The following is a 25,476-nucleotide window of genomic DNA, read 5'->3' as shown; positions in this document are numbered from 1 at the left end:
CGATCTTTTTTGATACATAAGTTTGGACCAAACAGGAGAAATAGAGCGTCCGTTCGGCGTTTTTTTATGTATAAAATGTTTACAAGAATATAAAAATTTTAAGGTTGAAATTTACCACAAATTAATACTAACATAGGATGATATTAAATAAAAACTCTTTTTTGATAATTTAATAAAGAAATAATATAGTAAGCGTTATCATTTTGATTTTCCTCCGATTTTTATAAAAATAATAAAAACTGGTTTTTTTATTAGGAGAGTGCATGATTTTTCGGTATACTGGGTAGTATAATTATTCCACTAAGAACTGGATATAAAAGTCAAACGATCGGGAGGTTTTAAAAGTGACCAAAACACTAGAAAGTCGCTTTGTGTTACCTGATGGTGCCCGTATGCCTTATATAGGTTTAGGCTTATTCAAATTAAATGAACAAGAGTTGCTCCGAGATGCGATCAGTGAAGCTACTGCGATCGGATACCGGCTATTTGATACAGCAGCTGTTTATAATAATGAACAGCTGATCGGCGAAGAACTGCGCGCCAGTAATGTTCCGCGGGAAGAGCTGTTTTTGAGCACCAAGATCTGGAATGGCGATCTCGGATATGACAGCACGCTTCGTGCTGTAGAGCGAACGCTGACGAACTTGAAAATGGATTATCTGGATCTTTACTCGATCCACTGGCCGATCGCCGGCAAATACCGCGACACATGGCTGGCTTTAGAACGTCTCAAAGAAGAAAAAGTCGTACGCTCGATCGGCGTTGCGAATTTCAAACAATATCATCTCGATGATCTGTTGACTGTCGCAAATGAAAAGCCAGTCATCAATCAGATTGAAACGCATCCGCTTTTGCCGCAAAATGAATTGCGCGCTTATATGGCAAAGCTCGGGATCGCCCACGGCGCCTGGTCGCCGCTTGCTAAAGGCGCATTGATGCAGGATAAACTGATCGACAAGATCGCGGAAAAGCATGGCGCACAAGTAGATCAAGTCGTACTACAGTGGCATCTCAACCGCAATACGATCATTTTTCCGAAATCGATCAATCCAAAACGCTTGAAAGAAAATGCAGAACTTTCGTATTTCCACTTGGACAGCCATGATATGGAACGGCTGGATAAATTAGCTGGGGATGTTCGTGTAGGACCTGATCCTGATGATCTGGCGTATTTTGTGACAAGCATAGAGCGTGAAAGGGAAGAATTGGCGAATAGAGAATAGATTGGTCGCGTGAGCTGATAAGGTTCACGCGGACTTAATCAAAACAGTAAAAGCTAGCAGGAGGAACTATGGATATAAGAGAAACATTCAATGCGGAAACGAATAAATGGATCGATATCGACGCTTCCAACGGCGAGGATCTCTCCAAACTAAATCAAGTCTACGGCATCGATGAAGAGATCATCGGCTACTCGCTGGATAGAAATGAGCGGGCGCATGTCGAATACGATGAAGATACGGGCGTGTTCTTCTTGATTTATCACGCACCTAATCTCGATGAAACTGGCGATAACTATGAGACCTTTCCGTTCACTTTTATTGTTAAAGATAATTATTTGATCACAATAAGCAGTAAACATACGAAATATATCACCACCATGATGGAAAAATACTTACATAACCATCATGAAGAATCACTTTTTCATTTTCTTTTTAAAAGTTTATTCCTGATCACAGCGGCTTTCTTTCCGTTAGTAGAAAAAATGGATATCAATCGGAAGCGCATCAATGACAAATTAAGAGAAAAAACGACAAAAGAAAACTTGCTGGGATTATCTGATTTAGAAACAGGGATCGTATATCTGGTTTCCGCCTCGAAGCAAAACACGATGCTGCTTGAACAAATCAAGGCGCAGGCCTTTTATCGAAAGCTGACAGAATTCGAGAAAGAACAGCTCGATGATGCATTGATCGAAGCTCGGCAATTACTTGAGATGACTCAGCTCTCTTCACAGATCCTCCAGCAGCTTTCAGGCACCTATAATAATGTCTTAAATAATAATTTGAATGACACGATGAAAATCTTGACTGTCTTATCCGTTCTGCTGACATTGCCAACGATCATTACCGGCTTTTTCGGTATGAATATGCCACTTCCGCTCGAACACAATCGAATGGGCTGGATCATTAGCATCGGAATCAGCTTAGTGAGCTGGTTCATATTATCTTTTATTTTACGCAGAAGAATGCGATAAAAAAGCGCAGCCTCTTTATGAGGTTACGCTTTTTTTAATTGGAAAGAATCATCTGGAGATTGCTCCCACTTAAGCGTTTTATCTAAAAACGGATGATAGGTTTCCAATTGTTTAGCATGGAGCAACAGCCGCGCGGCACGATTTGAGCCGCCGTAAAGCGAATCCCCGATGATCGGGAAACCAGCATCACTCAGATGAACACGAATTTGATGGGTACGTCCGGTATCTAGCCGGCATTCGAGGAGCGTATTATTCTGCGCTTGATGGCGGGCAAGAATGGCTACATGCGTCACTGCTGTTTGACCGCCGGGGCTCACGCGTCGTTTGTTCGGGTGGTGACGATCACTGCCGATCGGCTTGCGAATAGTGAAATTAGCTGGTCCCTTCCAGATATTGTCCGTGATCGCCAAATAATGCCGGTGGATGGTCCGCTGTTCTAACTGATAGGAAAACGCAGCCAGTGCGATCGCATTTTTAGCAAATAAAAGCAGGCCGCTAGTGGCTTCATCCAAACGGTGGACAGGGAATGCACTTGCACCAGATTGACCTGTTGCATTTAAATAAGCTTGGACACGCTGCTGACAGCTATCTATTTCGCTGGAATCATTGGGATGCGTTTTTAAATTCGCCGGTTTATTGGCAATGAGGATAAAATCATCTTCATAGACGATATCGATCGGACGGTCAGCAGATGTGATGACAGCTTTTTCAAGCAGCGGCAATACTAATAGATCCCCGGCATGAAGTGGCCTGCGCCAATCCGTCAGCTGTTCGTTATTCAACTGCACGTCATGCGACATACGCAAAGTATGGCGCGCTTTTTTTCCTAAATGAAAATGATCGCGCAGCAAGGTTTCTGCATTTATGTTATCCCAAGCCGAAAGTATCGGGATTTTTAAATTCATCATTTTAGCATGCTCCTCTTTATTTTATTTGGTAGAAAGGCGCTTGATAGAGGGAATCAGCAGGTAGCGGCAGAGAATATCTGCTGTAACAAGTCCGACTGCTAAACCGACCGCTGCATAGCCGACATTTAAAAAGACGAATCCGGCTGCAGAATAATCGCCCAGCAACAGTGTACGGAAAGCATCATAAAAAGTGATTCCCGGAACTACTGGTACTAAACCAGGGACGAAATAGACAGTCAGCGGCATTTTGAAGCGGTGTGCAGCAATTTGAGCAGCGACTGCGAGCAAGAGGGAACAGACTAGACTTGCTAAAAAGACGCCGTAGCCATGCTTTGTCATTTCAAAATAGCCGATCCAGCCAATCATACCAATGATTCCGCTAGTGAAAATCGCTTTTTTAGGAACATTGCATAATACTGCAAACGTGACGGAAGAAATAAAACTGAAAAATAAGTGATATGCGATTTCGCCCATGTGCTTTCCAATCCTCTCTTTGCTAAATAATAAATAAATAGTAGACCACTGCGATTCCTGCACCAAGTGAAGCTGCAATCGCAAGTCCTTCGACCGTTCGGATCATGCCTGACAAATAATGTCTTGCCATAATATCACGGATCGCGTTGGTGATCGTGATTCCTGGAACGAGCGGCACGACAGCGCCGATCATTACTAAGCTGGTATGAATACCGATGAAATGTAAAAGTAAATAACCGGTCATCCCACCAACGAATGTTCCACAAAATTCCGCTAAAAAAGGAATGTTCAATAATTTAGAAATCAGTAAATAAATAGCAAAAGAAACCACTCCAGCAATCATCGAAGCAGGCAGATCAACAAAACTGCCACCAAAGATCAATACGATACTGCCACTCAATCCAGCAGTACAAATATATTTCTTCCATAATTGAATCGATGCTTTTTCCGCCTCGACTTTTTTCAAAGCTTGATACAATTCGATCAGCGTGATGCGTTGCAGTGCGAAATCGCGCGATAGCTGGTTGACCTGCGTGATCTTGTTGAGATCATAATCCCGATTATCGATTCGTAAAAAATCTGTACCGAAATCTTCTAGTTTTACGAAAATGCCATTCAGCGTCACATACGTGTATTTGCTGGATTTTGCCGGGTCATTCAAAGCGATCCGAATGATTCGCTCCATCGTATCTTCCGTACGGCTGATCTCAGCACCGTTCTCGACAAGCAACTTGCCTGCCAGAAGGCTGACAGCGGCAATCATTTTATTTGTATTTACAACTTCTTCCATTCATTTTCGCCTCGATTCTCCATTACAAATCATATCATCTTTTTTACAAAAAGGGAGTAGGGAAAATAAAAAATCCTGCAGCTTTTACCCTGCAGGATGTTGTTTAATCTTCTTTAGGTGTTTCTTTTTTTATGATCTCAATATATTCGATATGATGAGGTTCCGCTTGCTTGATACGGAAAATATAGCCGCCGTAATCGATCTCATCGCCAATTTCCACTTCGTAATTCTGTGTCAAGAACCAGCCGCCGATCGTATCGACATCTTCTTCTTCAATGGAAGTACCTAAGAAATTATTGACTTCATCAATCAAAACTTTTGCGTCGACGATGTAATGACCTTCTTTGATTTTGCGCACTTCTGGGATCTCATCGGCATCGAATTCATCACGGATATCACCAACGATTTCTTCAACGATATCTTCTACCGTTACCAGTCCAGAAGTACCACCATATTCATCGAGCAAAATCGCGATATGCGAACGCTCGCGCTGCATTCGGATCAGCAGTTCCTTGATCGGGATCGTTTCGATCACTCGAATGATCGGTTTGACATATGGATCGATACTAAAAGAAGCATTGGTTCCATTTTCAACATAAGCGGACAAAATCTCTTTCAAATTAAGTACGCCGATCACATGATCCTTATCGCCATCAATGACCGGATAGCGTGTATATCTCTCGATCTGCATGATCTCGGACAATTCGCCGATCGTCGAGCCAGCGTCAACAGTAACGACTTCGGTCCGCGGGATCATGACTTCTTTTGCCATTCGTTCATCAAAATCGAAAATCTTATTGACATAGCGGAATTCCGATTGGTTGATCTCACCACTTTTAAAACTTTCACCAACAATGATTCGGAGTTCATCCTCCGTATGTGCCACTTCATGTTCGGAAGCAGGTTCTAGTCCAAACATCTTTGCAATCAGTACAGCTGATTCGTTTAATAACCAGATGAACGGAAACATTACACGATAAAAGACGTGCAGTGGTCGTGCAACGCTAAGCGCAACACTCTCTGTTTTGTCGATCGCAAGTGTCTTTGGAACAAGTTCCCCAACGACCACGTGCAGGAACGTGATGAAAATGAATGCAATCAAGAACGAGATCAGGGTGACAACTGATTCAGGAATCGTCAAAAGCGCAAATAATGGATGCAACGCTGCTTCCACCGTTGATTCCCCTAACCAACCAAGTCCAAGGGAAGTAATCGTGATCCCTAATTGACAGGCTGATAAATACTCATTCAGATGTGTATTCACATGACGCGCTAACTTTGCTCGCTTGTTTCCCTCTGCGATAAGTTGGTCAAGTCGACTTGACCTCATTTTAACGATCGCAAATTCAGTAGCTACAAAGAACGCCGAAATTGCGATAAGCACCGCAATAATAATGAATTTTAAAAGTAATATCAATAGTTAGCCGCACAGCAGAACTGTGACGGCGAACACCTCCTATAGTTTTTTTATTTCTTTTTGGACAAGGAGATCATCTTGAATAAAAAAGGGTTACTTGGAAAATCCGGCAGCAAATCACTTTTATTAAAGAAGTCTACTTGTTGTATATGTTTTGCTAATTGTTGTGTTAGTAAATCTGCCCCATCGAATGTTTCCCTCCCTTTAAATTTAGTTAGTTCAATCTAAATTATAATTTAGATTTGGCAATAACACAATTGTTTTATCATTTTTACGCAGAAAAACCTCCTAAAAGAAGGAGGTCTTCTCAAGCATCCATCAAGTCAAACTCAAGATTTTTGACAGAAAGCGCGATATCGTCGCAAACTTCCTGATAGGACACCCATTTGTTCAGCAATTCCTGCCGCCTTTCTGGATCGTCGATATCCCAATAGATTACTTTGTCTTGTAGATCTTCGGGAAAATTTGGAGCGATTTCATATTCAGAATCATAAATGGTAACGATCAAATCGGCATTTATAAGTAATTCGCGGTTCGGGACAAATGAAATATGAGTGGGTGGTTCCATTGCATACTCGTGCAATGCTTTTTTTGCAAGATTCGTAACAGCAGTCTTGCGCCAGGAACCACTAATAAATGTGAAATTTACCAGTGGCAGCTTTTTTGCCCAAGCTTCGGCGATCGCGCTTCTGATGTGAGTTTGAGAGATGAAATAAATCAGCTTATGCACATTATTCATTCCTTTCAAGTGTAAAAGAACACTTTTTGATGCTAAAGAATTCTTCAAGTAGTAATTGATACCCGCTTTTCAAAGGTTAGAAACCCGATATCTCTAAAACAAAAGCATTATATTACGTTTGTGTTACGAAAATAGGTCTCAAGTTGGTGGCGTTTCTTCCGAATATCAAGTAAAATATAGCTAGTCTTTAAAATAAGCGTTCTATTCTATAAAAGAAAGACAGGAGATTTATATTGAAAAATGATGAAAATAAATTGATAGTCTATATCAAACAATTTTTTGCATTTATTTGGAAGTGGATTTTAATCGGATTTAGAAAATTTCGGCGTTTTCTGCGTCAAAAACATATTATCAAATTCTTGATTCTGATCGGTCTATTACTTATTCTAAGCTTTATTATTTACTTAGTCATCGTAGCGAAATCAGCAAACATCGATACGCTCAAAAAAGGGCTGGAAACAGCCACGATCATTTACGACAAGGACGGCGATAAAGCGGGAGAACTTTCCTCTACCGAAGCAACGTTTATCGGTATTGATAAAATCTCGCCGAATCTGCAGAATGCTGTTGTATCGATCGAAGACAGACGTTTCTATGAACATAAAGGTTTCGACCTGAAGGGGATTGGTCGTGCCGCACTGGGGCTTGTTAGTTCCGGTCACATTTCTGGTGGCGGTAGTACGATCACGCAGCAGCTTGCTAAAAACGCGTTGCTGACAATGGACCAGACATTCACCCGAAAAGCGAAAGAAATCTTTATGGCGCGAGAAATCGAGCGAACTTATTCCAAAAAAGAAATCTTGGAAATGTATTTGAATCGTTCTTACTTCGGTAACGGAGAATGGGGCGTAGAAAATGCTTCCCAAAAATACTTCGGTAAAAGTGCTTCCGAACTCAATATTCCAGAAGCAGCCACAATAGCAGGTCTGCTTCAAGCGCCAAGTGCCTATGACCCTTATAATCACATGGAAAAAGCATTTAATAGAAGAAATATGGTGCTACGTGCGATGGTCGCAAATGGAAAATTATCGAAAGCAGACAGCGAACGCTATCAAAAGCAGACGATCGCGCTCAAGGATAATTCGAAGGACCCGTTGGCGAACAAATATCCATGGTATGTGGATGCGGTCATCAATGAGGCAGTTTCCAAAGCGGATGTGACTCAGGATGAGATCATGCGCAAAGGATATAAGATCTACACCGCACTTGACCAAAACTACCAAACTTCGCTCGAGCAAACTTACAAAAATGATTACTTATTTGCAGCGAATGCTTCAGACGGAACAAAAGTCCAATCTGGGGCAGTCTTGTTGGATCCGGCAACTGGCGGTATCAGAGCCTTGGTCGGGGGAAGAGGGGAGCACACATTCCGCGGCTATAACCGCGCGACCCAAATGAAAGCTCAACCTGGTTCCACTTTAAAACCGCTGGCTGTTTACGTGCCGGCACTGCAAGATGGATGGAAAGTAGACTCCGAACTGACCGATGAACCGAAAACCTATAAAGGCAATTACAAACCAACCAACGTCGGCGGCAATTATCAAGGTAAAGTGCCGATGTATACAGCGGTAGCTAACTCGATCAATGCACCGGCAGTCTGGCTGTTGGATCAGATCGGTATCGACAAAGGAATCAAATCAGTAGAACGATTCGGTATCCCTACCGAAGATGGTGACCGGACACTTGGCCTAGCGCTGGGCGGAATGAGCAGAGGTGCTTCGCCAGTTGAAATGGCAACAGCTTATGCAACCTTTGCCAATAACGGTGCTAAACCGGAAGCGCACGTCATCACGAAAATCGTTGCTCCTTCTGGCGACGTGATCTACGAAAACGAACCGCACAATAAACAGATCATCTCGAAAAAAGTGTCGAGTGAAATGACATCGATGCTACTAGACGTTATTAAAGAAGGAACTGGGAAAAGCGCAGCCGTTTACGGATATGAAATGGCCGGAAAAACCGGTTCTACGCAAGTACCATTCAACACGATCGGTACAAAAGATCAATGGTTTGTCGGTTATACACCTAACTTAGTAGGTGCCGTTTGGATGGGCTTTGACAAAACAGATAAAAATCATTATTTGACGACCAATAGTTCCAATGGGGTCGCCAACCTTGCACATTACGTGATGCAAAGCGGTCTCAAATACCAAAAACCGACGAACTTTGATACGGAGAGTGCCTCGCGGATCACCGAAGAAAAAGCAGCAAAGAAAAACAGCACGGGCGATATGTGGTCCTCTATCAAAGATAAGGCTTCTGATGCAGGTAAAACAATCAAAAATGGAGTTGGCAAAGTAAAAGATAAAATTTCTGATTTATTTGGTGCTTTTGGCCGCTAAAAATTAGTATTGGAGCGATGAATGATGACACGGATCGAACATGATAGTATTGGGGAAATCGAAGTAGACGATGATAAATTCTGGGGAGCGCAAACCGAACGTAGCCGCCGCAATTTCAAATTTACAGATGAACAGATGCCGGAACCGATCATTCAAGCGTTTCTCGAATTAAAAAAAGCTACCGCGAAAGTCAATCATCAAGAAGGTAGACTTACTGCTGAAAAAGCTGAAGCAATCGAACGAGCTATTGATTTTGTTCGTGAGAAAGATGTAATGCCGCATTTTCCGCTCGTTATTTACCAGACGGGAAGCGGTACCCAATCAAATATGAATGTTAATGAAGTGATTGCACATGTTGCCAATCACGAGCTCCAAACCCAAAACATTCATCCAAATGATGATGTCAATATGTCGCAAAGTTCCAATGATACTTTCCCGACTGCTATGCACATTGCTGCTTACAAAGTTGTCGATGACCTGCTAAAAGAAATCGAGACTTTCGCCCAAGTGCTTGCTGAGAAAAAAGAAACATTCCGTTCCATCGTTAAAATCGGCCGTACTCATTTGCAAGATGCTACGCCGCTTACGCTCGGTCAAGAGATCAGTGGCTGGGAAGCAATGGTGCGGCGTGGCAAGCAATTTATTGAGGAAAGTCGTGCCGCACTGCTTCCGCTAGCGATCGGTGGGACAGCTGTCGGAACAGGACTTAATGCCAGTGTGCCCTTTGGCGAACATGTTGCCAAAGAATTGGAGAAACAAACAAATTTCCCATTCACATCCGATGAAAATAAATTTTTCGCATTAACAAGCCACAGTCCGATCAATCACGTCCATGGCTCGCTCCGCAGTTTGGCCAGCGATCTGCTAAAGATCGCAAATGACGTCCGTTTCTTAGCAAGTGGTCCCCGAAGCGGGATCGGTGAACTCGAGATCCCTGCAAATGAACCTGGAAGTTCGATCATGCCGGGAAAAGTAAATCCAACACAATGTGAAGCCTTGACAATGGTAGTGGCAAAAGTAATGGGGAACGACACGACCATCAATTTTGCGGCAAGCCAAGGTAATTTTGAATTAAATGTTTACAAACCTGTCATTGCTGCGAGCTTTTTACAATCTGTTAAACTATTGCATGAAGGTATCTACTCTTTCCGTGTGCATTGTATCGAAGGCTTGGAAGCAAACGAAGCAGTAATCAAAGAAAAAGTAGAAAATTCACTTATGCTGGTAACTGCTTTAAATCCACATATCGGCTATGAAAAAGCGGCAACTATCTCGAAAAAAGCATTTAACGAGAATACAACGCTAAAAGAAGCGGCTATTGCGACCGGCTATGTCACCGCAGAACAATTCGACGAGTGGGTCGATCCGCTCAAAATGACAAATAGCGGTGAATGAGCGGGAATGCAATGTTTCTGCTAGCGTCTATGGATTCTTTTTGTTATAGTGAGTAGGAAGAATCAAACTATATAATTAGGTGGAGGATATAGACATGGCAATTAATATTTATGATCTAGCAAATGATTTAGAAAAAGGAATTCGTGAAACACAAGAATTTACGAATTTACAAGAAGCATACCGTTCTGTAAATGCAGACGCGACTTCTAAAGAAAAATTCGATCGTTTCCGTGAAGTACAAATCACGATCCAAGAAAAACAAATGAGCGGACAAGAAATCGACGAAGAAACAATCAACGTTGCCCAACAAGTGGCAGATGAAGTTCAAAAAGATGAAGCAATCGTTGCTTTAATGGAAAAAGAACAAGCAATGAGCACGATCATCAACGATTTGAACCGGATCATCATGACGCCTCTGCAAGATCTTTACAGTGTTGGCGAATAATAGCTGAAAACTCTCGGAAGGGAAACTTTCCGAGAGTTTTTTTATGCGGATTAGATTGCATCGATCTCATTTTTTTAGTATAATAAGAACATATATTCGCTTTTAGGGAGGCTAAGGAAAATGAGTGGAGTACGCTTTCTACATATCGCTGATCTGCATTTGGATAGTCCGTTTATCGGTCTAAGTCACGTCGGTGAAAAATTACATAAGATCATCCAAGAGAGCACCTTTGCTTCGCTCGCAGCTTGTGTGCAGATCGCTATACGCGAACAAGTCGATTTTGTCCTCATTGCGGGTGACATTTACGACAGCGATGATCAAAGTGTCAAAGCACAAGCACGTTTTTATCAGGCTATGAAAGAACTAGAACAAGCTGCTATCCCTGTTTTTATGATCCATGGGAACCATGACTATTTGAAGGGAAATCGTGAGACACTCCTTCTACCGGAGAATGTTACCGTTTTTCCCGAAAAAGTAGCAAAGTACTTATATCAGACAAAAAATGGCACACAAGTTGATATCCAAGGTTTCAGTTATGGTAGCCGACATGTGATGGATAGCCAATTAGATAAATATGAAAAACAACCTGCTGATTTTCATATCGGACTATTACACGGTTCCGAAAGAACGCATGCAGATGGGCACGATGTCTATGCGCCATTTACAACGAATGAATTGCGATCAAAGGGCTTTGATTATTGGGCACTTGGTCACATCCACAAGCGAATGCTGCTGGAAGAGAGTGGACCAGTCATTTATTATCCTGGTAATATCCAAGGAAGAAACCGCAAAGAAAGTGGTGAAAAAGGAGCAACGCTTGTACAACTAGACTCGCAAGGCGCCGCATTGACTTTTTACCCTACGGCTCCGATCCAATGGGAAACCGTTACACTTACGATCGAATCAGCAGAAGTAATCAATACATTTTTTCAACAAGCTTTGGAAATGATCGAGAGCTATGCTGTCCAAGATGGCTCCTATCTGCTGGATATGGAAGTGACAGTCACAGCAGAACATCCAACTGTTTCTGCCAATGATCTACTGGAATTAGTGCAGGATAACTGCAAGCAGACTGAAACGAGTTTTGTGTGGGTCAATTCCCTGCGTCTGATAACGAAAAAAACAAGCCAAACCTCTTTTCTGGAAACACATCTAATTGGGGAAGAGTGGCAAGCCGCCAGCAATGAACTACAAGATGAAAGTACTTTTTTCCAAGTCATGGAGCAGCTCTATTTTCATAAAGGGATCAACCGCTTTCTGACGGACATCACTGAAGCAGAACGGACGGAGTTGCTGACGGAAGCCAACCAGTATTTAGAAAAGGCACTCGCAGAATTGGAGGACGACTGATCATGAAGATTACAGCTATTGACATTATCGGCTATGGCAAATGGATCGATGCACATTTTCATGATTTACAGGCAATGCAGCTTTTTTACGGGGCGAATGAAGCAGGCAAATCAACGATCATGGCATTCATCCACAGCATCTTGTTCGGTTTTCCTACTCGTCAGCAATCTACGCCACGAATGGAGCCGAAAACCGGGGGAGCATATGGCGGAAGACTTACGCTGACAGACACAGCACTCGGAACAGTAACGATCGAGCGTCTAAAAGGAAAAGCGACTGGTGATGTTACGCTCTATTTGGAAGACGGATCGATCCATGGTGAAGCAAAATGGAATGAACTGCTCGGCGAAATGGACCGCGCGACTTATGAAGCGATCTTCTCTTTTGATATCCATGCTTTGCAAAATATCCAGCAGTGGAAACAGGCAGATTTTGAACGATATCTATTGGCTACGAGCATGACCGGCTCCGACTTGCTGCTGAAAGCGATCGAAAAATTACAAAAGGAATTGGATAAACGTTTCAAGCCAAGCGGACGTAACCCACTTATCAATAAACAATTGGAAACAGTCAAAGCAGCGAATAGCCGTTTTGAAGAAGCGAAAGCGCACAATACCAACTATGAAACGCTTTATAAGGAAAAGGAAGAACTGGAAGAAGCACAGCAGATCAATCTGAATAGACAGAAGACACTACGCTTGGAACATGACCAGAAGCAGGATTGGCTCGATTATTGGGAAAGTTACCAAGAATGGGCGAATTTGGCAAAATATTTGGCTGATAAAGAGCGGGTTGCTTTTCCGACGGATGGGATCGTTCGCTTAGAGCATTTGAATGGTCGGCTGACAGAAAATAAAAATAAACATATCCAGCTGCAAGAAAGATATCAGCAGTTAAAGAAACAAACTGAGAAAATGGATTATTCGTTTTTTGCGAACAAACAAGATGAGATTACTGCGATTACAGAAACCTATCCGCTTTACCAAGAAAATCTACAGCGTTTAACTGCCCTCCAGAAAGAATTAGCTGACATCGATCATTTGCTAGAAGAACAGGCATTCGAAGTTGATCAAGAGCTCCTTCTACGCAATTGGCAGCCCATATACATGCAGCAGATCGAGGAAGAAGAGCTAGCCTTACAAAGTAATCAACAACGTCTGGAACAGATCGCTTATTTTATGGAAGAAGAAGCGCACAAACAAAACCAGCTGCAGCAACAGATCGATCATTTAGAAGCGGAGATGTGGAGCCGGCAGCAGTTGCAAGCGGCGGAAGAACAGCAGCAGAAACGCCAGCCGAGCCGTGCAGTCAAACCAAACCGTAACAGGTTGTTCCTTCCTTTACTAGCTGTGGGAATAACAGGTATACTTGCAATTTTTCTACCCTCAAAATGGATGCTTGCGCTATTTGGTTTAGCAGTTTTACTAGCAGCAGGATGGCTACTTAATAAACGCCAACCGATCAGTCAAGCCTTTGATCAAAGTGAATTGGCAGAATTGATGGAGCAACGACATAAGCGCCAGACGTGGCAAGAAGTATTAACGCAATTAGATGCATCACAAGCGAAAACAGAAATATGGCGGGAAGAAAGCCAACAGAGATTTGCTGAAAATGAGCAGAGACGTGAACGGATACATGCTACTTTACAAAAACTGGGAATAGCGGCAGAAGCTGTGAATCAAAAATATTATCCTTTTTTTATCAAATTGGAAACGAGCGTGCGACAAATCAAGCAAAAACAACAGTTGCAATCTGATTCTCAAGCAATCCACGAAGAAATACAAACGTGGCGTGAACGATGCGTGGCGCTAAAGCCACCATTTCAAACAACTACATTCGAGGAACTGGTAACGTTGTTGAAACAAGGAATGCGGGAATATCAAAATGCAATCGCATCCGTTACGAAACAAGAGGATAAACTCGAACAAGTCGAAGCAGAGTTAGAACTGATCCGCCGTGATGCTGCCAGCTTGCAAGCAGAGAAAGAGGCGTTACTGGAAAAAGCAGGAGTAGTAGAAGATGAAGCATTCCGCAAGCGTCATCAGGAAGCAGAAGAAATCGAAAAAAATAAAGCGCGGAAACACTTTTTGGAAATGCAATCTGATCAAAGTGTCCGGGAAGCGCTGCAGGCATATGCTTCCAAAGAGACGCTGAAAGCAGAATTGCTTGAGATCGAAGCTGAATTGGCACAGATCAGCCATGCACAAGAAAAAAGTCATGCAGAATATGCACGTGTAAACCATGAGATCCAATCATTGGAAGCGGGAGGAACATTCGCTGCGCTCATGCAGGAATTTTATACAGAAAAGAGTCTGCTTCAATCTCAAGTAAAAGAATGGATGACGATCCGCCTCAGCTTGGAGATATTAAAGCGGACGCTAGAACGGCTACAAGCAGATAAACTGCCGAAAGCACTCGAACTTGCGAGCCGTTATTTCAAAAAATTGACTAAAGGACATTATGTTCATGTCCGTTTTGCTAATAATCGCTTACAAGTCGAAACTAGAGATCAAGTGTTTTTCTTTCCGGAAGAATTGAGTCAGGCTACAAAAGAACAGCTTTATCTAGCAGTTCGATTTGCCTTCATTGATATTCTTCATAGCAAATATCCACTTCCGATCATCATTGACGACAGTTTTGTAAACTTTGATAAAGAGCGTCTAGCGGAAATGATGGATCTACTAAAAATGCGACAAGGTAAAAATCAAGTATTGATGTTCAGTTGCCATGAAACAAGTTCAGATTATTTTTCAAGTATGGAGCGTGTCGTGCTATACTAGAGAAAAAGAAAATGCAGATAGAAAGAAGGCGACAAAATTGGAAAAAAGACTATTAGATTTTGAAGTTGGCAGTACGGTCGAATTGTATCTTTTGATAAAATCGAGCGTGAAAGGCACAGCAAGTAATGGGAAGCCATTTTTAAGTCTTGTATTTCAAGATAAATCAGGGGAATTAGAAGCGAAATTATGGGATATCAAAGAAACGGACGAACAAGCCTACGGTGCGGAACAAATTGTTCATGTCGTCGGCGATATTCAAAATTATCGGGGCAGAAAGCAGTTGAAAATCAGACAGATCCGACAAACATCCCCACTTGATAATGTCCAAGCATCCGAGTTTATGGAAACAGCACCAATCGACAAAGCGAGTATGGCTGAAGAAGTGACGCAATATATTTTTGAAATGAAAAATGCGAATCTACAGCGTATCACAAGAGCGATTTTAAAAAAACACCAAGAAGCATTTTATGAATATCCAGCAGCAATGCGGCATCACCATGAGTTCGTTTCAGGTCTTAGTTTCCATGTCGTTTCAATGTTGCGTTTAGCAAAAGCGATCGCAGGTTTGTATCCCAATGTCAATCAGGATTTGCTGTATGCTGGAATCATTCTACATGATATCGGCAAAGTGAAAGAATTATCGGGACCAGTTTCTACAACCTATACATTGGAAGGAAATCTGATCGGGCATATTTCAATCGTCGTGGAGGAAGTTGGCAAAGTAGCAGAAGAATTAGGAATCGATAGTGAAGAAGTCGTCATCTTGAAGCATATCCTGTTAGCACATCATGGCAAAGGAGAATGGGGCAGTCCAAAACCGCCACTTGTTCGAGAAGCAGAGATCCTGCATCAAATCGATAACTTTGATGCGACGATGGTAATGATGGACAAAGCATTGCGTCATACAAAGCCGGGCGAGTTTACTGAACGTGTCTTTGGACTTGATAATCGTGCTTTTTATAAACCAACATTTGAGTAAAAAAGAAAAAGCGTAGGAACCAAATCGGCTCCTGCGCTTTTTTCTGCTTATTTCTTTTTAGATGTAAATTGGGAAAATGCGTCTTTTAGATCTTTGTCTTCCACTTTTACATTTGCATCTTTGAATTCTTTTTTAAGAGCTGCTTGAACAACTTCTGAATTGTTCAATTGGCTATCGATGTAGTCTTTTTTCACTTGTGCTTTGTCTTTTTCAAATGTTGCTTTTTTAGCAGGTTTATCTAATTGGATAACGTGGTAGCCGAATTGAGATTTAACAGGTTTACTGATATCACCTTTTTCTTTCAAAGCGTAAGCAGCTTTTTCAAAAGCTGCATCCATTTGCCCAGTGCCAAATGCATCTAGTTTGCCGCCTTTTGTTTTCGATGCTGTATCAGTAGAATATTTTTTAGCTAGATCAGCAAATTTTTTACCGTCTTTTAATTCTTGTTCTACTTTATTCGCTGTTTTCTTGTCAGCAACTAAAATGTGGCTAACGGTGATTTTTGGTTGCCAAGTTTTGTAGTAATCTTTCAATTTCTTGTCAGTTACTTTGATATAAGCTTTGGTTGCTTTTTGACGAAGTAATTCATTTTTCAAGTTTAATTTATACATTTTTTCTGTTAAGTTAGCTTGTTGTAAAGCACTTGCAAATTGATCGCCATATTGCGCTTTAGCAGCGTTATATTTCTTGTCTACTTCTTTGTCACTCACTTTATATTTATCAGCAAGAATTTTATTAAATGTAAGTAGTTGAAGTACTTGTTCGCCGTCTTTATCTTTCAACGCATCGTACAAATCATCTTTTGTAACGTCTCCTCGATCAGATTTAACGACTGCTCCGCCCCCGCCGCATGCAGCTAATCCAACTATAGCCATTAGCATTACGAGGCTTAATAGTAGTTTTTTCTTCATTAAAAAAACACTCTCCTTCAAAGTTATATATTTCTGTCAATACTTTCCTATCATATCACAAATTTTATTGAAAATGAAAAGATGACAAAATTCTAATGTGATTTAATCATTTTTAATCAGATATTAATATTGAAACGCCGTTTTGAGCATGTTCAATATAACATTTTTTCGGTGTTGTCCAGATTTGTTTCAAGATCAGAAAATCAAGCGATGACATGCCGACATGGACAGCGATCAATGTTAAAAATAGCCAGTCATGCGCGATCGGTAATAACAGAGCAAGCCCGATCAACAGGGCAGAGATCACAAAAAATGGAAAAAATAATGAAACGATATAGAGCCATTTTGGAATAACTTTTGTTCGCTTTAAATGTAGACACGGAACGATATAGAAGTGGATGCGCCATTTGAAAGCTTTTAGATCTAAATAGGGTATACAAATCAAATATTGTGCCAACTTATGGAGCGGATAAAGGGTAAGTAAAGCTAAGAAACCTATAATCGGGTAATGGTTTGTAAATTTTTCTGGATAAAGCAGATTATGGCTGACACAAATCATACAAAAAGCCGCAAACCCGATGAGAACTCCTTTTAAAATAAGCCGATTGTATTCATCGCGACGATCTGTAGATACAGATTTCAAGCAACGCATTCCTATTCCTCCAATAACTGGTTACTTCCATGTTTTTATTCTGTAAACACTCATAGTATTTTAGTCTTTTCGGAACGAGATTTCAACCCTTTTTCAATAAAAAAACGAGAAAAATAGCGAAGCCATTTTTTCTCGTTTTGTAAAGTGAATCCAATCAACTTTTTTTGTCTTTTTTGAGGGTTTTCTCTAAATCAGAGATTGTCTTTTGCATGTCTTTGATTTCATCTTTTAGACGCTTTTTCTCAGGCTCCATATCTTCATTCCATTTAGACACAGATTCTGAGATTTCACTAGTAACATCTTTCAGCAAAGAAGCGCCTTCAGAACCAAGAACTTGAACAGATTGAAGAAGTTCATTTGCGTTGTAAGCAAGTTCTTTCATAATTACGCTTGCCTCCACGGACTTGTCTAAAATGTTTTTGCGAAGCTCTTTTCCAGATTTTGGAGCTAATAAAATGGAAGCCGCGGCGCCAATAAGGCTCCCAGCGAAAATACCTATGATCGTTGATTTTTTATCCATCTAATCTCACCTCGTCGTTTATTTGAACTTACATTCAGTATACCCTGAAATAGGGAGTTTACACTAATCTTTGATTGATTTCAGCTGCTAGTTTTTGAGCTTCTTCGTTGTTGAAATCATCTTCGTTGCTATGCCAGATCAATCCAAAGCCATCTTCCTTGCTGTAGCGCGGAATCAGATGAATGTGGCAGTGGAAAACACTTTGCGAGGCAACTTCTTCGTTATTGTTCAAGATATTCATTCCTTCGAGCGGCAATGTCTCTTTAAGTGCATTGGCGATTTTAGGAATGCGTTTGAAAAGTGCTGCAGCTGTTTCTTCTGGCAAATCAAACATATTACGTGCGTGTTCTTTCGGGATCACAAGTGTATGCCCTTTGGTAACTTGCCCCAAATCGAGAAAGGCGTATACTTCCTCATCTTCATATACTTTAGCAGAAGGGATCTTCCCAGCGGCTATTTGGCAAAAAATACAATCTTCCATTGATTAGGCCACCTCTCTATGGCATTATTCGATCGCCTTAGAAAAGGCAACCTACTTACCATTAATTTATCATAAAATCGAGATAAAAGCATGTATCAACTAGGATTATGATAAAATTTACGTTTTATGCTATGATGATAGAAAGACAGATAAGGAGGCTATAAGATGGGTTTAGTAGATGTGAAAAATCTTGTAGGCGGCTATACGAAAAGGCCTGTTCTCAAAGATATTACTTTCGAGATCGGGAAAAAGCAGATTGTTGGATTGATTGGATTGAACGGTGCTGGGAAAAGCACGACAATCAAACATATCACTGGTTTGATGCAACCAAAATCAGGAACGATCTCCGTAAATGATAAAAAATTGGTAGATGACACGGAAGTATATCGCAAACAGTTTGCGTATATCCCGGAAACGCCTGTATTATATGAAGAATTAACATTAAAGGAACATTTGGAATTGACAGCGATGGCTTATGGCTTATCGGAAGAACAATTGAAGGAGCGAATGCAGCCACTATTAAAAGAATTTCGAATGGAAAATCGCTTGAACTGGTTTCCAGCGCATTTTTCCAAAGGGATGAAACAGAAAGTAATGATCATGTCGGCCTTCCTGATCGAGCCTTCCTTGTATATCATAGACGAACCCTTTGTTGGACTTGATCCATTGGCGATCCAATCCTTGCTGCAATTGATCCAAAAGATGCGAGATGACGGTGCGAGTATCTTGATGTCGACGCATATTCTTGCTACCGCCGAAAAATACTGCGACTGGTTCATTATTTTGCATCATGGTGAGATTCGTGCACAAGGGACATTGGTAGCGCTTCAAGAGGAGTTCCAGATGCAGGGAGCTTCTTTAGATGAGATTTATATTCAATTAACCAAAGAAGAGGACGTGGACGAGGATGTCTTTTAATAGCCGGGAATTATGGCAGAAAAGATTCGAGGCTTATACGACAGAACTTATCCGTTATATGCGCTATATGTTCAACGATCACTTGTTGTTTGTGCTGGTCATCGGTGTAGGTGCAGGGATTTTTTACTACGCCGGCTGGGTAAAAACGATTCAAGAGACGTTCCCGGCGATCCCATTAATGGTGACATTGTTGACGATCGCGGTAGTTATAAGTCCGATCATCACGCTGCTGAAAGAGCCTGACATCGTTTACTTGATTGTGAAAGAAACAGAGATGCAGGATTATTTTAAGCGGGCAAAGCGCATCAGCTTTTGGATGCAACTTTATCTGTATATCGTCATTTTAGCTGTAGCAATGCCTATGTATGTAGGGGTTACACATCGGCCATATTCCCATTTTTTCTTATTGCTCGTATCGATTGGCGCAATCAAGCTATGGAATGTCTATACGAATTGGGAGAGCATGAAGCTAGATAACAGCGATACGACATGGATGTTTGCACGTGTGGTTATCAGCGCGCTGCTCATTTATCTGCTGTTGGCTTTTTCCTTTTACTGGACGATTCCGTTGACCATTATTGTATTGGGGCTTTCATATTGGGGGCTGAAAAAACGGACAGAAGGGATCATTTTAAGATGGGAGATCCTGATCGATAAAGAACAAGGACGAATGAATCGTTTCTATCGCTTGGTAAATTTATTTACGGATGTTCCGCATTTGAAAGGAACGGTCAGAAGACGAGCCTATTTAGATTTCCTTTACCGGCCGATCCCATATGCAAATCGAAAAACATACGCTTACTTATGGAGCCGCACTTTTGTACGAATCAATGAATTTAGTGGACTTTATCTGCGGCTAACCGTGGTGGCAGTTATCTTACTGATTTTCTTAAGTGGCTTTTACTTAACGATCGTGTTCTCACTATTATTCTTATATTTGACCGGTTTCCAATTCATTCCAATGATCAAGCACTTTGACGGTCAGATCATGCAGCGCCTGTACCCAATCACGGAAGCGGTGAAGAAGCGAAGTTATATTCATCTGCTACGGATTCTTTTGCTAGCACAAGCTATTTTGTTCAGCTTGATAGGTATCGCGCAAAATGGAAGCGTGGGCGGACTATGGATCTTGATTATTAATGTCGGTTTCGTAGCCGCATTTACTTTCCTATATGTACCATATCGCTTGAAAAAAATGGAGTAGGCCATGATAGTTTATGAGGTTAAAAAGCCTTCTGTTTCTTGAACAGAAGGCTTTTCTTTATTTACTATCATGTCTGAAGGCGGGGTAATGATAAATATCTGTATGTGAGAAATTGGCTTGATTGCCCGCTTGTTGGATACGCTGCATGATTTTGGAATGGTGCTCGTTTTTGGAAAAAAGGCGATAGGCATCTTCCGAGTCCCAAAAGCTGACGATCAAAAATTTTTGATGGTGGACTTCCTGCGCCAACCGAGCTGCTTGAAAGCCTAACTGCTTTAGTAACTGTTTGCGCATTGCATCAAAGTCCGCTAGAAAAATCGGAATCTCCTCATCGCGGATCGAGAGGTATTCCAGAACAAGAACGCCTGCGTGTTTTCGCTCACCAAACATTTGTAAAATGCGGTATGAGGCGCCTTCCCTAAAAATATTTTCTTGCTCGGTTTCATGGTAAAGAAGGGATTGCTCATAATTTTGGAAAAGCTCTACGCCGTTTGATGGGATCTCGTCTAAGACTTGTCTAAGATAATGTTCCGTCCCCATTGTAATATAAACATGTTTCATTTTAATGACCTTCTTTCTAAAGGGAACAATGTTTTTGTCTTCACTATACCGCGATTTTGTAAAAATAAAACCTGACGAAGCCTTCTTATTTGGAATTATTATAAATATCATGTAAACTTATTTACGGAACATAAAAGGTAAATGTTGTTCATTCTTGTGTGTCATTGAACAAGGGAAGGATAAGAAATGAAAGAAATTAGTAATGATTTATTTTTACGAGCTGCACGCCGCGAAAAAGTAGAACGTCTGCCTGCTTGGTATATGCGACAAGCAGGACGGTCGCAACCAGAATATCGGACACTGAAAGAAAAATATTCTTTATTCGAGATCACACATCAGCCTGAATTATGCTCCTATGTGACCAGACTGCCTGTTGAAAACTATGGCGTAGACGCCGCTGTGCTCTATAAGGATATTATGAGTCCACTTCCAGGAATGGGAGTCGATGTTGAAATAAAAACGGGTATCGGTCCAGTGATCGCGCATCCAATCAGACGATATCAAGACGTGGAAAGCTTGGCAGCATTTGATGCCAAATCCCAAGTGCCTTATATCTTGGAAACGATCAAACTGCTTCGAGAGGAACAGCTTGATGTCCCACTGATTGGCTTTGGAGGCGCGCCATTTACGTTAGCAAGCTATTTAGTGGAAGGCGGCCCTTCGAAAAATTACTACCAGACAAAAGCATTGATGTATCAAGACGAAGCAACTTGGTTCGCGCTGATGGATAAGCTGGCAACTATGACAGCGGACTATCTGTCGGCACAAATCGAAGCCGGTGCATCCGCTGTGCAGCTGTTCGATTCATGGGTCGGTGCACTCAGCAGAGAAGATTATCATTATTACATCAAGCCTAGCATTCGGATGATCACAACAAAAGTGAAAGCGAAGCATCCACAGACACCGATCATTATGCAGGCTGTAGCAGCCGGACATCTTTTACCTGAATGGAATGACGTTCCAATAGACGTTGTCGGAATCGACTGGCGTATGTCGATAGCAGCAGCGCGTGATATTCTGCCTGAAAAGGCCCTGCAAGGCAACTTAGATCCAGCATTATTACTCGCACCTCAGAAAAGCTTTGATAAAGCAAAAACAATTATTGGAGAAGCCGTGAAACAGCCAGGTTTTATTTTCAATTTGGGACATGGTGTTTTCCCGGAAGTTTCTCCCAGCACTTTAAAACAGCTAACAGCGCTCGTACATAGCGAAAGTGAGAAATTGTTAAAAGAAAGGTGATTACGGATGAAGAAAAAAGTTGGATTATTGGCGATGGCTTACGGCACGCCTTATAAGGATGAAGATATCGAACGTTATTATACAGACATCAGACACGGACACCGTCCTTCCGAAGAAATGATCGAGGACTTGCGCAGTCGTTATCATGCGATCGGAGGACTATCTCCACTTGCAAAAATCACGGAAGCACAAGCGTATGGCCTTGGTGATAAATTAAACGAAGCACAAGACGAAGTAACTTTCCAAGTTTACATTGGCCTTAAACATATTGAACCATCTATCGAAGAAGCGGTTCAAAAGATGAAAGCAGATGGCATCACAGAGGCGATCTCGATCGTTTTAGCGCCGCATTATTCTAGTTTCAGCGTGGAAGCCTATAACAAACGCGCGCAAGATGAAGCAGCAAAAGTAGGCGGCTTGGTGATCCACTCCATCAATCAATGGTACCAAGAGCCTAGTTTCATCCAAATGTGGGCTGACCGGATCAATAAAGTAGCGAAGAGTATTCCTGAATCGGAATTAGACGAAACCGTATTAGTGGTCTCCGCACACAGTCTACCGGAAAAAATCAAGCAATTTGGCGATCCTTACCCAGAGCAATTGAAAGAAACAGCAAAATTGATCTTTGATAAAACGATTTTGACAAATTATGCACTTGGTTGGCAAAGTGAAGGTAAAACTGGAGAACCGTGGCTTGGACCAGATGTTCAAGATCTAACACGTGACCTTTTCGCAGAGCATCATTACAAACATTTTATTTACACGCCGGTAGGTTTTGTGGCAGAACATTTAGAAGTTCTCTACGACAATGATTACGAGTGTAAAGTCGTAACAGAAGAAATCGGAGCAGCTTATCACCGTCCGCCAATGCCAAATGCGGATGACGAATTTCTTGCTGTTCTTAAAAATGTGGTTTGGAAGAAATATCAAACGCTGTAAAAAGAGCTGAAAAGCAGATAGCTGTCGTTATCTGCTTTTTTGTCAAAAAAAGAAAGCGCTTTCTAAAAATTAACGAGAATACTATGAGATTTTAATCGATATCTCATCTTGGACGTGCATACTCGGAGTATGTCAAGAAAAGCAATACAGGAGGATATTATGGAAGATAAAGAAAAAGAGAGAATTGCAGCTAATATAGCAATCTATATGAAATGGAATGGATACACGGAACGCACTTTTGCCCAAGCTACTAAATTATCGCAGGCAACATTAAAAGCGATCACTACTAATAAAACAATGAAACCCGTTAAATTTAAAAAATACGTAGAAAAAATCTCTGCGAATCTAGGATTAGATAATGAGTATTTCACTCGGGAGCAAGCGGAAATCACCGCGGCGCCGATTCAATATTCCGACGAGAATAAGCTTCATCTCGGCGATGAAAAACTGAGTGCGATAAGCTTGTTACTTAAAATCAGCGAAATTCATTATAAATAATGTTACGTTCTAAAACAGGCCAACGGACGGCCTGTTTTTTGTTTTAAAAAAATAAGTTGACTTCCCACTTGCTTTGGCTTAAAATGAAAGCAATTTTTGAAGGAGTGTGTAGTATGATTAGAAAGTTACTGGAAAAGGATCATGATGAAGTAATTGCGTTATTGAAATCAGAAGCTGCTTTGAATGTTTTTTTGATTGGGGATATCCTTAGTTTTGGATATGACAGCGATATCCAGGAAGTATGGGGAGATTTCGATGACACACACTCCTTGCGAGCTGTTTTAGTGAAATTTGGCGATAACTTCTTGCCGTATGCGAAAAATGACGCTTTCGATGTAGCAGGATTAGCCGAAAAAATACTCGCTTATGAGAATCCGATATTAACGGGTGCTAGTCGCGTAACGACCATGTTCGAAAAATATATGCCTGAGTTAGCAGTGAAGCGAGTAGATCAGCATTTTTGCGAATGTGAAGAAGCGAGCAGGATCAAAGTGAATACTGAAGTAATAGTGCGCACGGCGATTCCGGAAGATATACCAGCGATCATTGAGATGCGGGCTAATATAAAAGAGTTACAGCCACGTAGAGAAGACAAAGAACTGATGGTCACGCAATTAGCTGAAAAGACCAAGCGGATCTATTATATCGAACAAAACGGTGAGATCGTTGCTGTAGCTGAGTCAAGCGCTGAAAATCCATATTCTGCGATGATAATCGGTGTAGCGACAAAAGCAGAATACCGCAAACAAGGTTTAGCCAAGACGATCATGAAGAAACTAAGCTGCGATCTGCTGGCAGAAGGTAAAAAACCATGCTTATTCTATAGCAATCCTGTTGCTGGAGCTATTTACGAAGAACTTGGTTTTGTGAAGATCGGCAACTATGCGATCTATAAATAGGCTTTTTGATTTATCCAGCAAAGATTGATATGATAGAGGTATCATAGGGAAAAGGAATGATACTTTGAAACCGAATGCAATATGTTTTTTTGATATGGATGGCACATTATTGAATAGTGAGGCAGAATTATTACCGAGCTCGATGGAAGCTTTAGAAAAGCTTCGTGAGAATAACATCGTACCGATCATCGCAACAGGAAGAACCCTTATTGAGATCGATAAAAATATGGCAAAAACCAAAATTGATTCAGCAGTCGCGATGAACGGTCAACTGGCTTTTTATAAAGGCGAGGTCGTCTACCAAGATAAATTAGAACCAGAATTAATAGCGCGCTTAACAGCCGAAGCAAAATCGCAAAATGTAGAAGTTTGCTTCTATAATGGCGAGCGCATTGGCGCAACAGCTCAGAATGAAACAGTCAAAAAACATTTTGATTATTTGGGCGAACCCATGCCCGGTGTCTATCCAGATATGTTTGCCAAGGAAACGATCAACATGGCATTATTGCTTCTGGAAACAGGGGATGAATATTTCCCATCTAGATTCCCAGAACTGCAATTTGTTCGCAATACACCATTTAGTAATGATGTACTTCGAAAAGGTGGTTCGAAAGCACGCGGGATCGAAAAATTGATCGAAGTCATGGGATATGAAGGAATTCCCACGTATGCATTCGGCGACGGCAAAAACGACATGGAAATGTTCCAAGCCGTAGATTATGCGGTAGCTATGGAAAATGCTATGCCAGGACTCAAAGAACATGCTTCTTATATAACAGATACAAACAATAATGATGGTATTGCGAAAGCACTTGCGCATTATAAATTGATATAAATG

At 41.3% G+C, this 25,476-nt stretch carries 25 protein-coding genes; 15 read left to right on the top strand and 10 right to left on the bottom strand.

Annotation, left to right across the window (positions count from 1 at the left end):
- Positions 1-344: 344 nt before the first annotated feature.
- Positions 345-1,223 carry an aldo/keto reductase gene (locus tag EL241_RS10730; RefSeq protein WP_036104797.1) on the top strand — a complete coding sequence of 293 codons (879 nt, stop codon included), beginning with the start codon at positions 345-347 and terminating at the stop codon, positions 1,221-1,223.
- 68 nt (positions 1,224-1,291) lie between these two features.
- Positions 1,292-2,197 (top strand): magnesium transporter CorA family protein, encoded by a 906-nt coding sequence (locus tag EL241_RS10725; protein WP_003754414.1) that lies wholly within the window; start codon positions 1,292-1,294, stop codon positions 2,195-2,197.
- Positions 2,198-2,220: 23 nt separating this feature from the next.
- Here EL241_RS10725 and EL241_RS10720 read toward each other — a convergent pair whose 3' ends face one another.
- From EL241_RS10720 to EL241_RS10700, 5 genes are all read right to left on the bottom strand, one after another.
- Entirely contained in the window at positions 2,221-3,105 is an 885-nt protein-coding gene (locus EL241_RS10720; protein WP_126320575.1) for an RluA family pseudouridine synthase, read from the bottom strand.
- A 21-nt stretch (positions 3,106-3,126) separates the two neighbouring features.
- Positions 3,127-3,579 (bottom strand): threonine/serine exporter family protein, encoded by a 453-nt coding sequence (locus EL241_RS10715; RefSeq protein ID WP_003754416.1) that lies wholly within the window; start codon positions 3,577-3,579, stop codon positions 3,127-3,129.
- Positions 3,580-3,601: 22 nt separating this feature from the next.
- The gene (locus EL241_RS10710) at positions 3,602-4,369 is read right to left on the bottom strand and encodes a threonine/serine exporter family protein (protein ID WP_036104801.1); all 768 of its coding nucleotides are present in this window, start codon (positions 4,367-4,369) and stop codon (positions 3,602-3,604) included.
- Between the two features lie 103 nt (positions 4,370-4,472).
- Positions 4,473-5,786 carry a hemolysin family protein gene (locus EL241_RS10705; protein WP_003754418.1) on the bottom strand — a complete coding sequence of 438 codons (1,314 nt, stop codon included), beginning with the start codon at positions 5,784-5,786 and terminating at the stop codon, positions 4,473-4,475.
- Between the two features lie 307 nt (positions 5,787-6,093).
- Positions 6,094-6,525, bottom strand: a complete 432-nt coding sequence (locus EL241_RS10700) for a low molecular weight phosphatase family protein (RefSeq protein WP_003754419.1) — start codon at positions 6,523-6,525, stop codon at positions 6,094-6,096.
- Between the two features lie 233 nt (positions 6,526-6,758).
- Here EL241_RS10700 and EL241_RS10695 point away from each other — a divergent pair, with 233 nt between their 5' ends.
- The 6 genes from EL241_RS10695 (at position 6,759) to yhaM (ending at position 15,816) form a co-directional block, all read left to right on the top strand.
- Positions 6,759-8,867: a PBP1A family penicillin-binding protein gene (locus EL241_RS10695; RefSeq protein ID WP_036104804.1), complete on the top strand. Its 2,109-nt coding sequence runs from the start codon at positions 6,759-6,761 to the stop codon at positions 8,865-8,867.
- Positions 8,868-8,891: 24 nt separating this feature from the next.
- Entirely contained in the window at positions 8,892-10,262 is a 1,371-nt protein-coding gene (gene fumC / locus EL241_RS10690; protein ID WP_232020876.1) for a class II fumarate hydratase, read from the top strand.
- Positions 10,263-10,356: 94 nt separating this feature from the next.
- Positions 10,357-10,707, top strand: a complete 351-nt coding sequence (locus EL241_RS10685) for a YlbF/YmcA family competence regulator (protein WP_036104807.1) — start codon at positions 10,357-10,359, stop codon at positions 10,705-10,707.
- 120 nt (positions 10,708-10,827) lie between these two features.
- Entirely contained in the window at positions 10,828-12,057 is a 1,230-nt protein-coding gene (locus EL241_RS10680) for a metallophosphoesterase family protein (protein WP_036104810.1), read from the top strand.
- 2 nt (positions 12,058-12,059) lie between these two features.
- Complete coding sequence (locus EL241_RS10675; protein WP_036104814.1) at positions 12,060-14,837, top strand: ATP-binding protein; 2,778 nt, start codon at positions 12,060-12,062, stop codon at positions 14,835-14,837.
- A gap of 37 nt (positions 14,838-14,874) precedes the next feature.
- Positions 14,875-15,816 carry a 3'-5' exoribonuclease YhaM gene (gene yhaM / locus EL241_RS10670; protein ID WP_126320573.1) on the top strand — a complete coding sequence of 314 codons (942 nt, stop codon included), beginning with the start codon at positions 14,875-14,877 and terminating at the stop codon, positions 15,814-15,816.
- 47 nt (positions 15,817-15,863) lie between these two features.
- On the opposite strand, the gene EL241_RS10665 is transcribed toward yhaM, so the two are convergent.
- From EL241_RS10665 to EL241_RS10650, 4 genes are all read right to left on the bottom strand, one after another.
- On the bottom strand, positions 15,864-16,727 hold the full coding sequence (locus tag EL241_RS10665) for a peptidylprolyl isomerase (protein WP_126320572.1): 864 nt from the start codon (positions 16,725-16,727) through the stop codon (positions 15,864-15,866).
- A 112-nt stretch (positions 16,728-16,839) separates the two neighbouring features.
- Positions 16,840-17,379, bottom strand: a complete 540-nt coding sequence (locus EL241_RS10660) for a DUF3267 domain-containing protein (protein WP_036104817.1) — start codon at positions 17,377-17,379, stop codon at positions 16,840-16,842.
- 154 nt (positions 17,380-17,533) lie between these two features.
- Positions 17,534-17,899: a YtxH domain-containing protein gene (locus tag EL241_RS10655; protein WP_126320571.1), complete on the bottom strand. Its 366-nt coding sequence runs from the start codon at positions 17,897-17,899 to the stop codon at positions 17,534-17,536.
- A gap of 58 nt (positions 17,900-17,957) precedes the next feature.
- Positions 17,958-18,380, bottom strand: coding sequence for an HIT family protein (locus EL241_RS10650; protein ID WP_003754437.1), 423 nt, complete (start codon positions 18,378-18,380; stop codon positions 17,958-17,960).
- Between the two features lie 165 nt (positions 18,381-18,545).
- Between EL241_RS10650 and EL241_RS10645 the strand changes: the two genes are divergently transcribed.
- The gene (locus EL241_RS10645; RefSeq protein WP_003754439.1) at positions 18,546-19,298 is read left to right on the top strand and encodes an ABC transporter ATP-binding protein; all 753 of its coding nucleotides are present in this window, start codon (positions 18,546-18,548) and stop codon (positions 19,296-19,298) included.
- Positions 19,288-20,502, top strand: coding sequence for an ABC transporter permease (locus EL241_RS10640; protein ID WP_036104820.1), 1,215 nt, complete (start codon positions 19,288-19,290; stop codon positions 20,500-20,502). The genes EL241_RS10645 and EL241_RS10640 overlap by 11 nt, the downstream gene beginning before the upstream one ends.
- Before the next feature lie 57 nt (positions 20,503-20,559).
- Here EL241_RS10640 and EL241_RS10635 read toward each other — a convergent pair whose 3' ends face one another.
- A complete protein-coding gene (locus tag EL241_RS10635; protein ID WP_036104832.1) occupies positions 20,560-21,063 on the bottom strand; it encodes an antibiotic biosynthesis monooxygenase family protein in 504 nt (167 codons plus the stop codon).
- Positions 21,064-21,249: 186 nt separating this feature from the next.
- Here EL241_RS10635 and hemE point away from each other — a divergent pair, with 186 nt between their 5' ends.
- The 5 genes from hemE to EL241_RS10610 all read left to right on the top strand — a co-directional run bounded on the left by hemE (position 21,250) and on the right by EL241_RS10610 (position 25,473).
- Entirely contained in the window at positions 21,250-22,302 is a 1,053-nt protein-coding gene (gene hemE / locus EL241_RS10630; protein ID WP_036104835.1) for a uroporphyrinogen decarboxylase, read from the top strand.
- A gap of 6 nt (positions 22,303-22,308) precedes the next feature.
- Entirely contained in the window at positions 22,309-23,241 is a 933-nt protein-coding gene (gene hemH / locus EL241_RS10625) for a ferrochelatase (protein WP_036104838.1), read from the top strand.
- Positions 23,242-23,400: 159 nt separating this feature from the next.
- On the top strand, positions 23,401-23,739 hold the full coding sequence (locus EL241_RS10620) for a hypothetical protein (RefSeq protein ID WP_040486351.1): 339 nt from the start codon (positions 23,401-23,403) through the stop codon (positions 23,737-23,739).
- A gap of 113 nt (positions 23,740-23,852) precedes the next feature.
- Positions 23,853-24,638 (top strand): GNAT family N-acetyltransferase, encoded by a 786-nt coding sequence (locus EL241_RS10615; protein WP_036104841.1) that lies wholly within the window; start codon positions 23,853-23,855, stop codon positions 24,636-24,638.
- Positions 24,639-24,702: 64 nt separating this feature from the next.
- The gene (locus tag EL241_RS10610; protein ID WP_036104844.1) at positions 24,703-25,473 is read left to right on the top strand and encodes a Cof-type HAD-IIB family hydrolase; all 771 of its coding nucleotides are present in this window, start codon (positions 24,703-24,705) and stop codon (positions 25,471-25,473) included.
- Positions 25,474-25,476 lie beyond the last annotated feature (3 nt).

This window comes from Listeria grayi (assembly GCF_900638015.1).
GTDB classification, from domain to species: Bacteria; Bacillota; Bacilli; order Lactobacillales; family Listeriaceae; genus Listeria; species Listeria grayi.
This window is presented reverse-complemented; position numbering and strand designations above follow the sequence as displayed.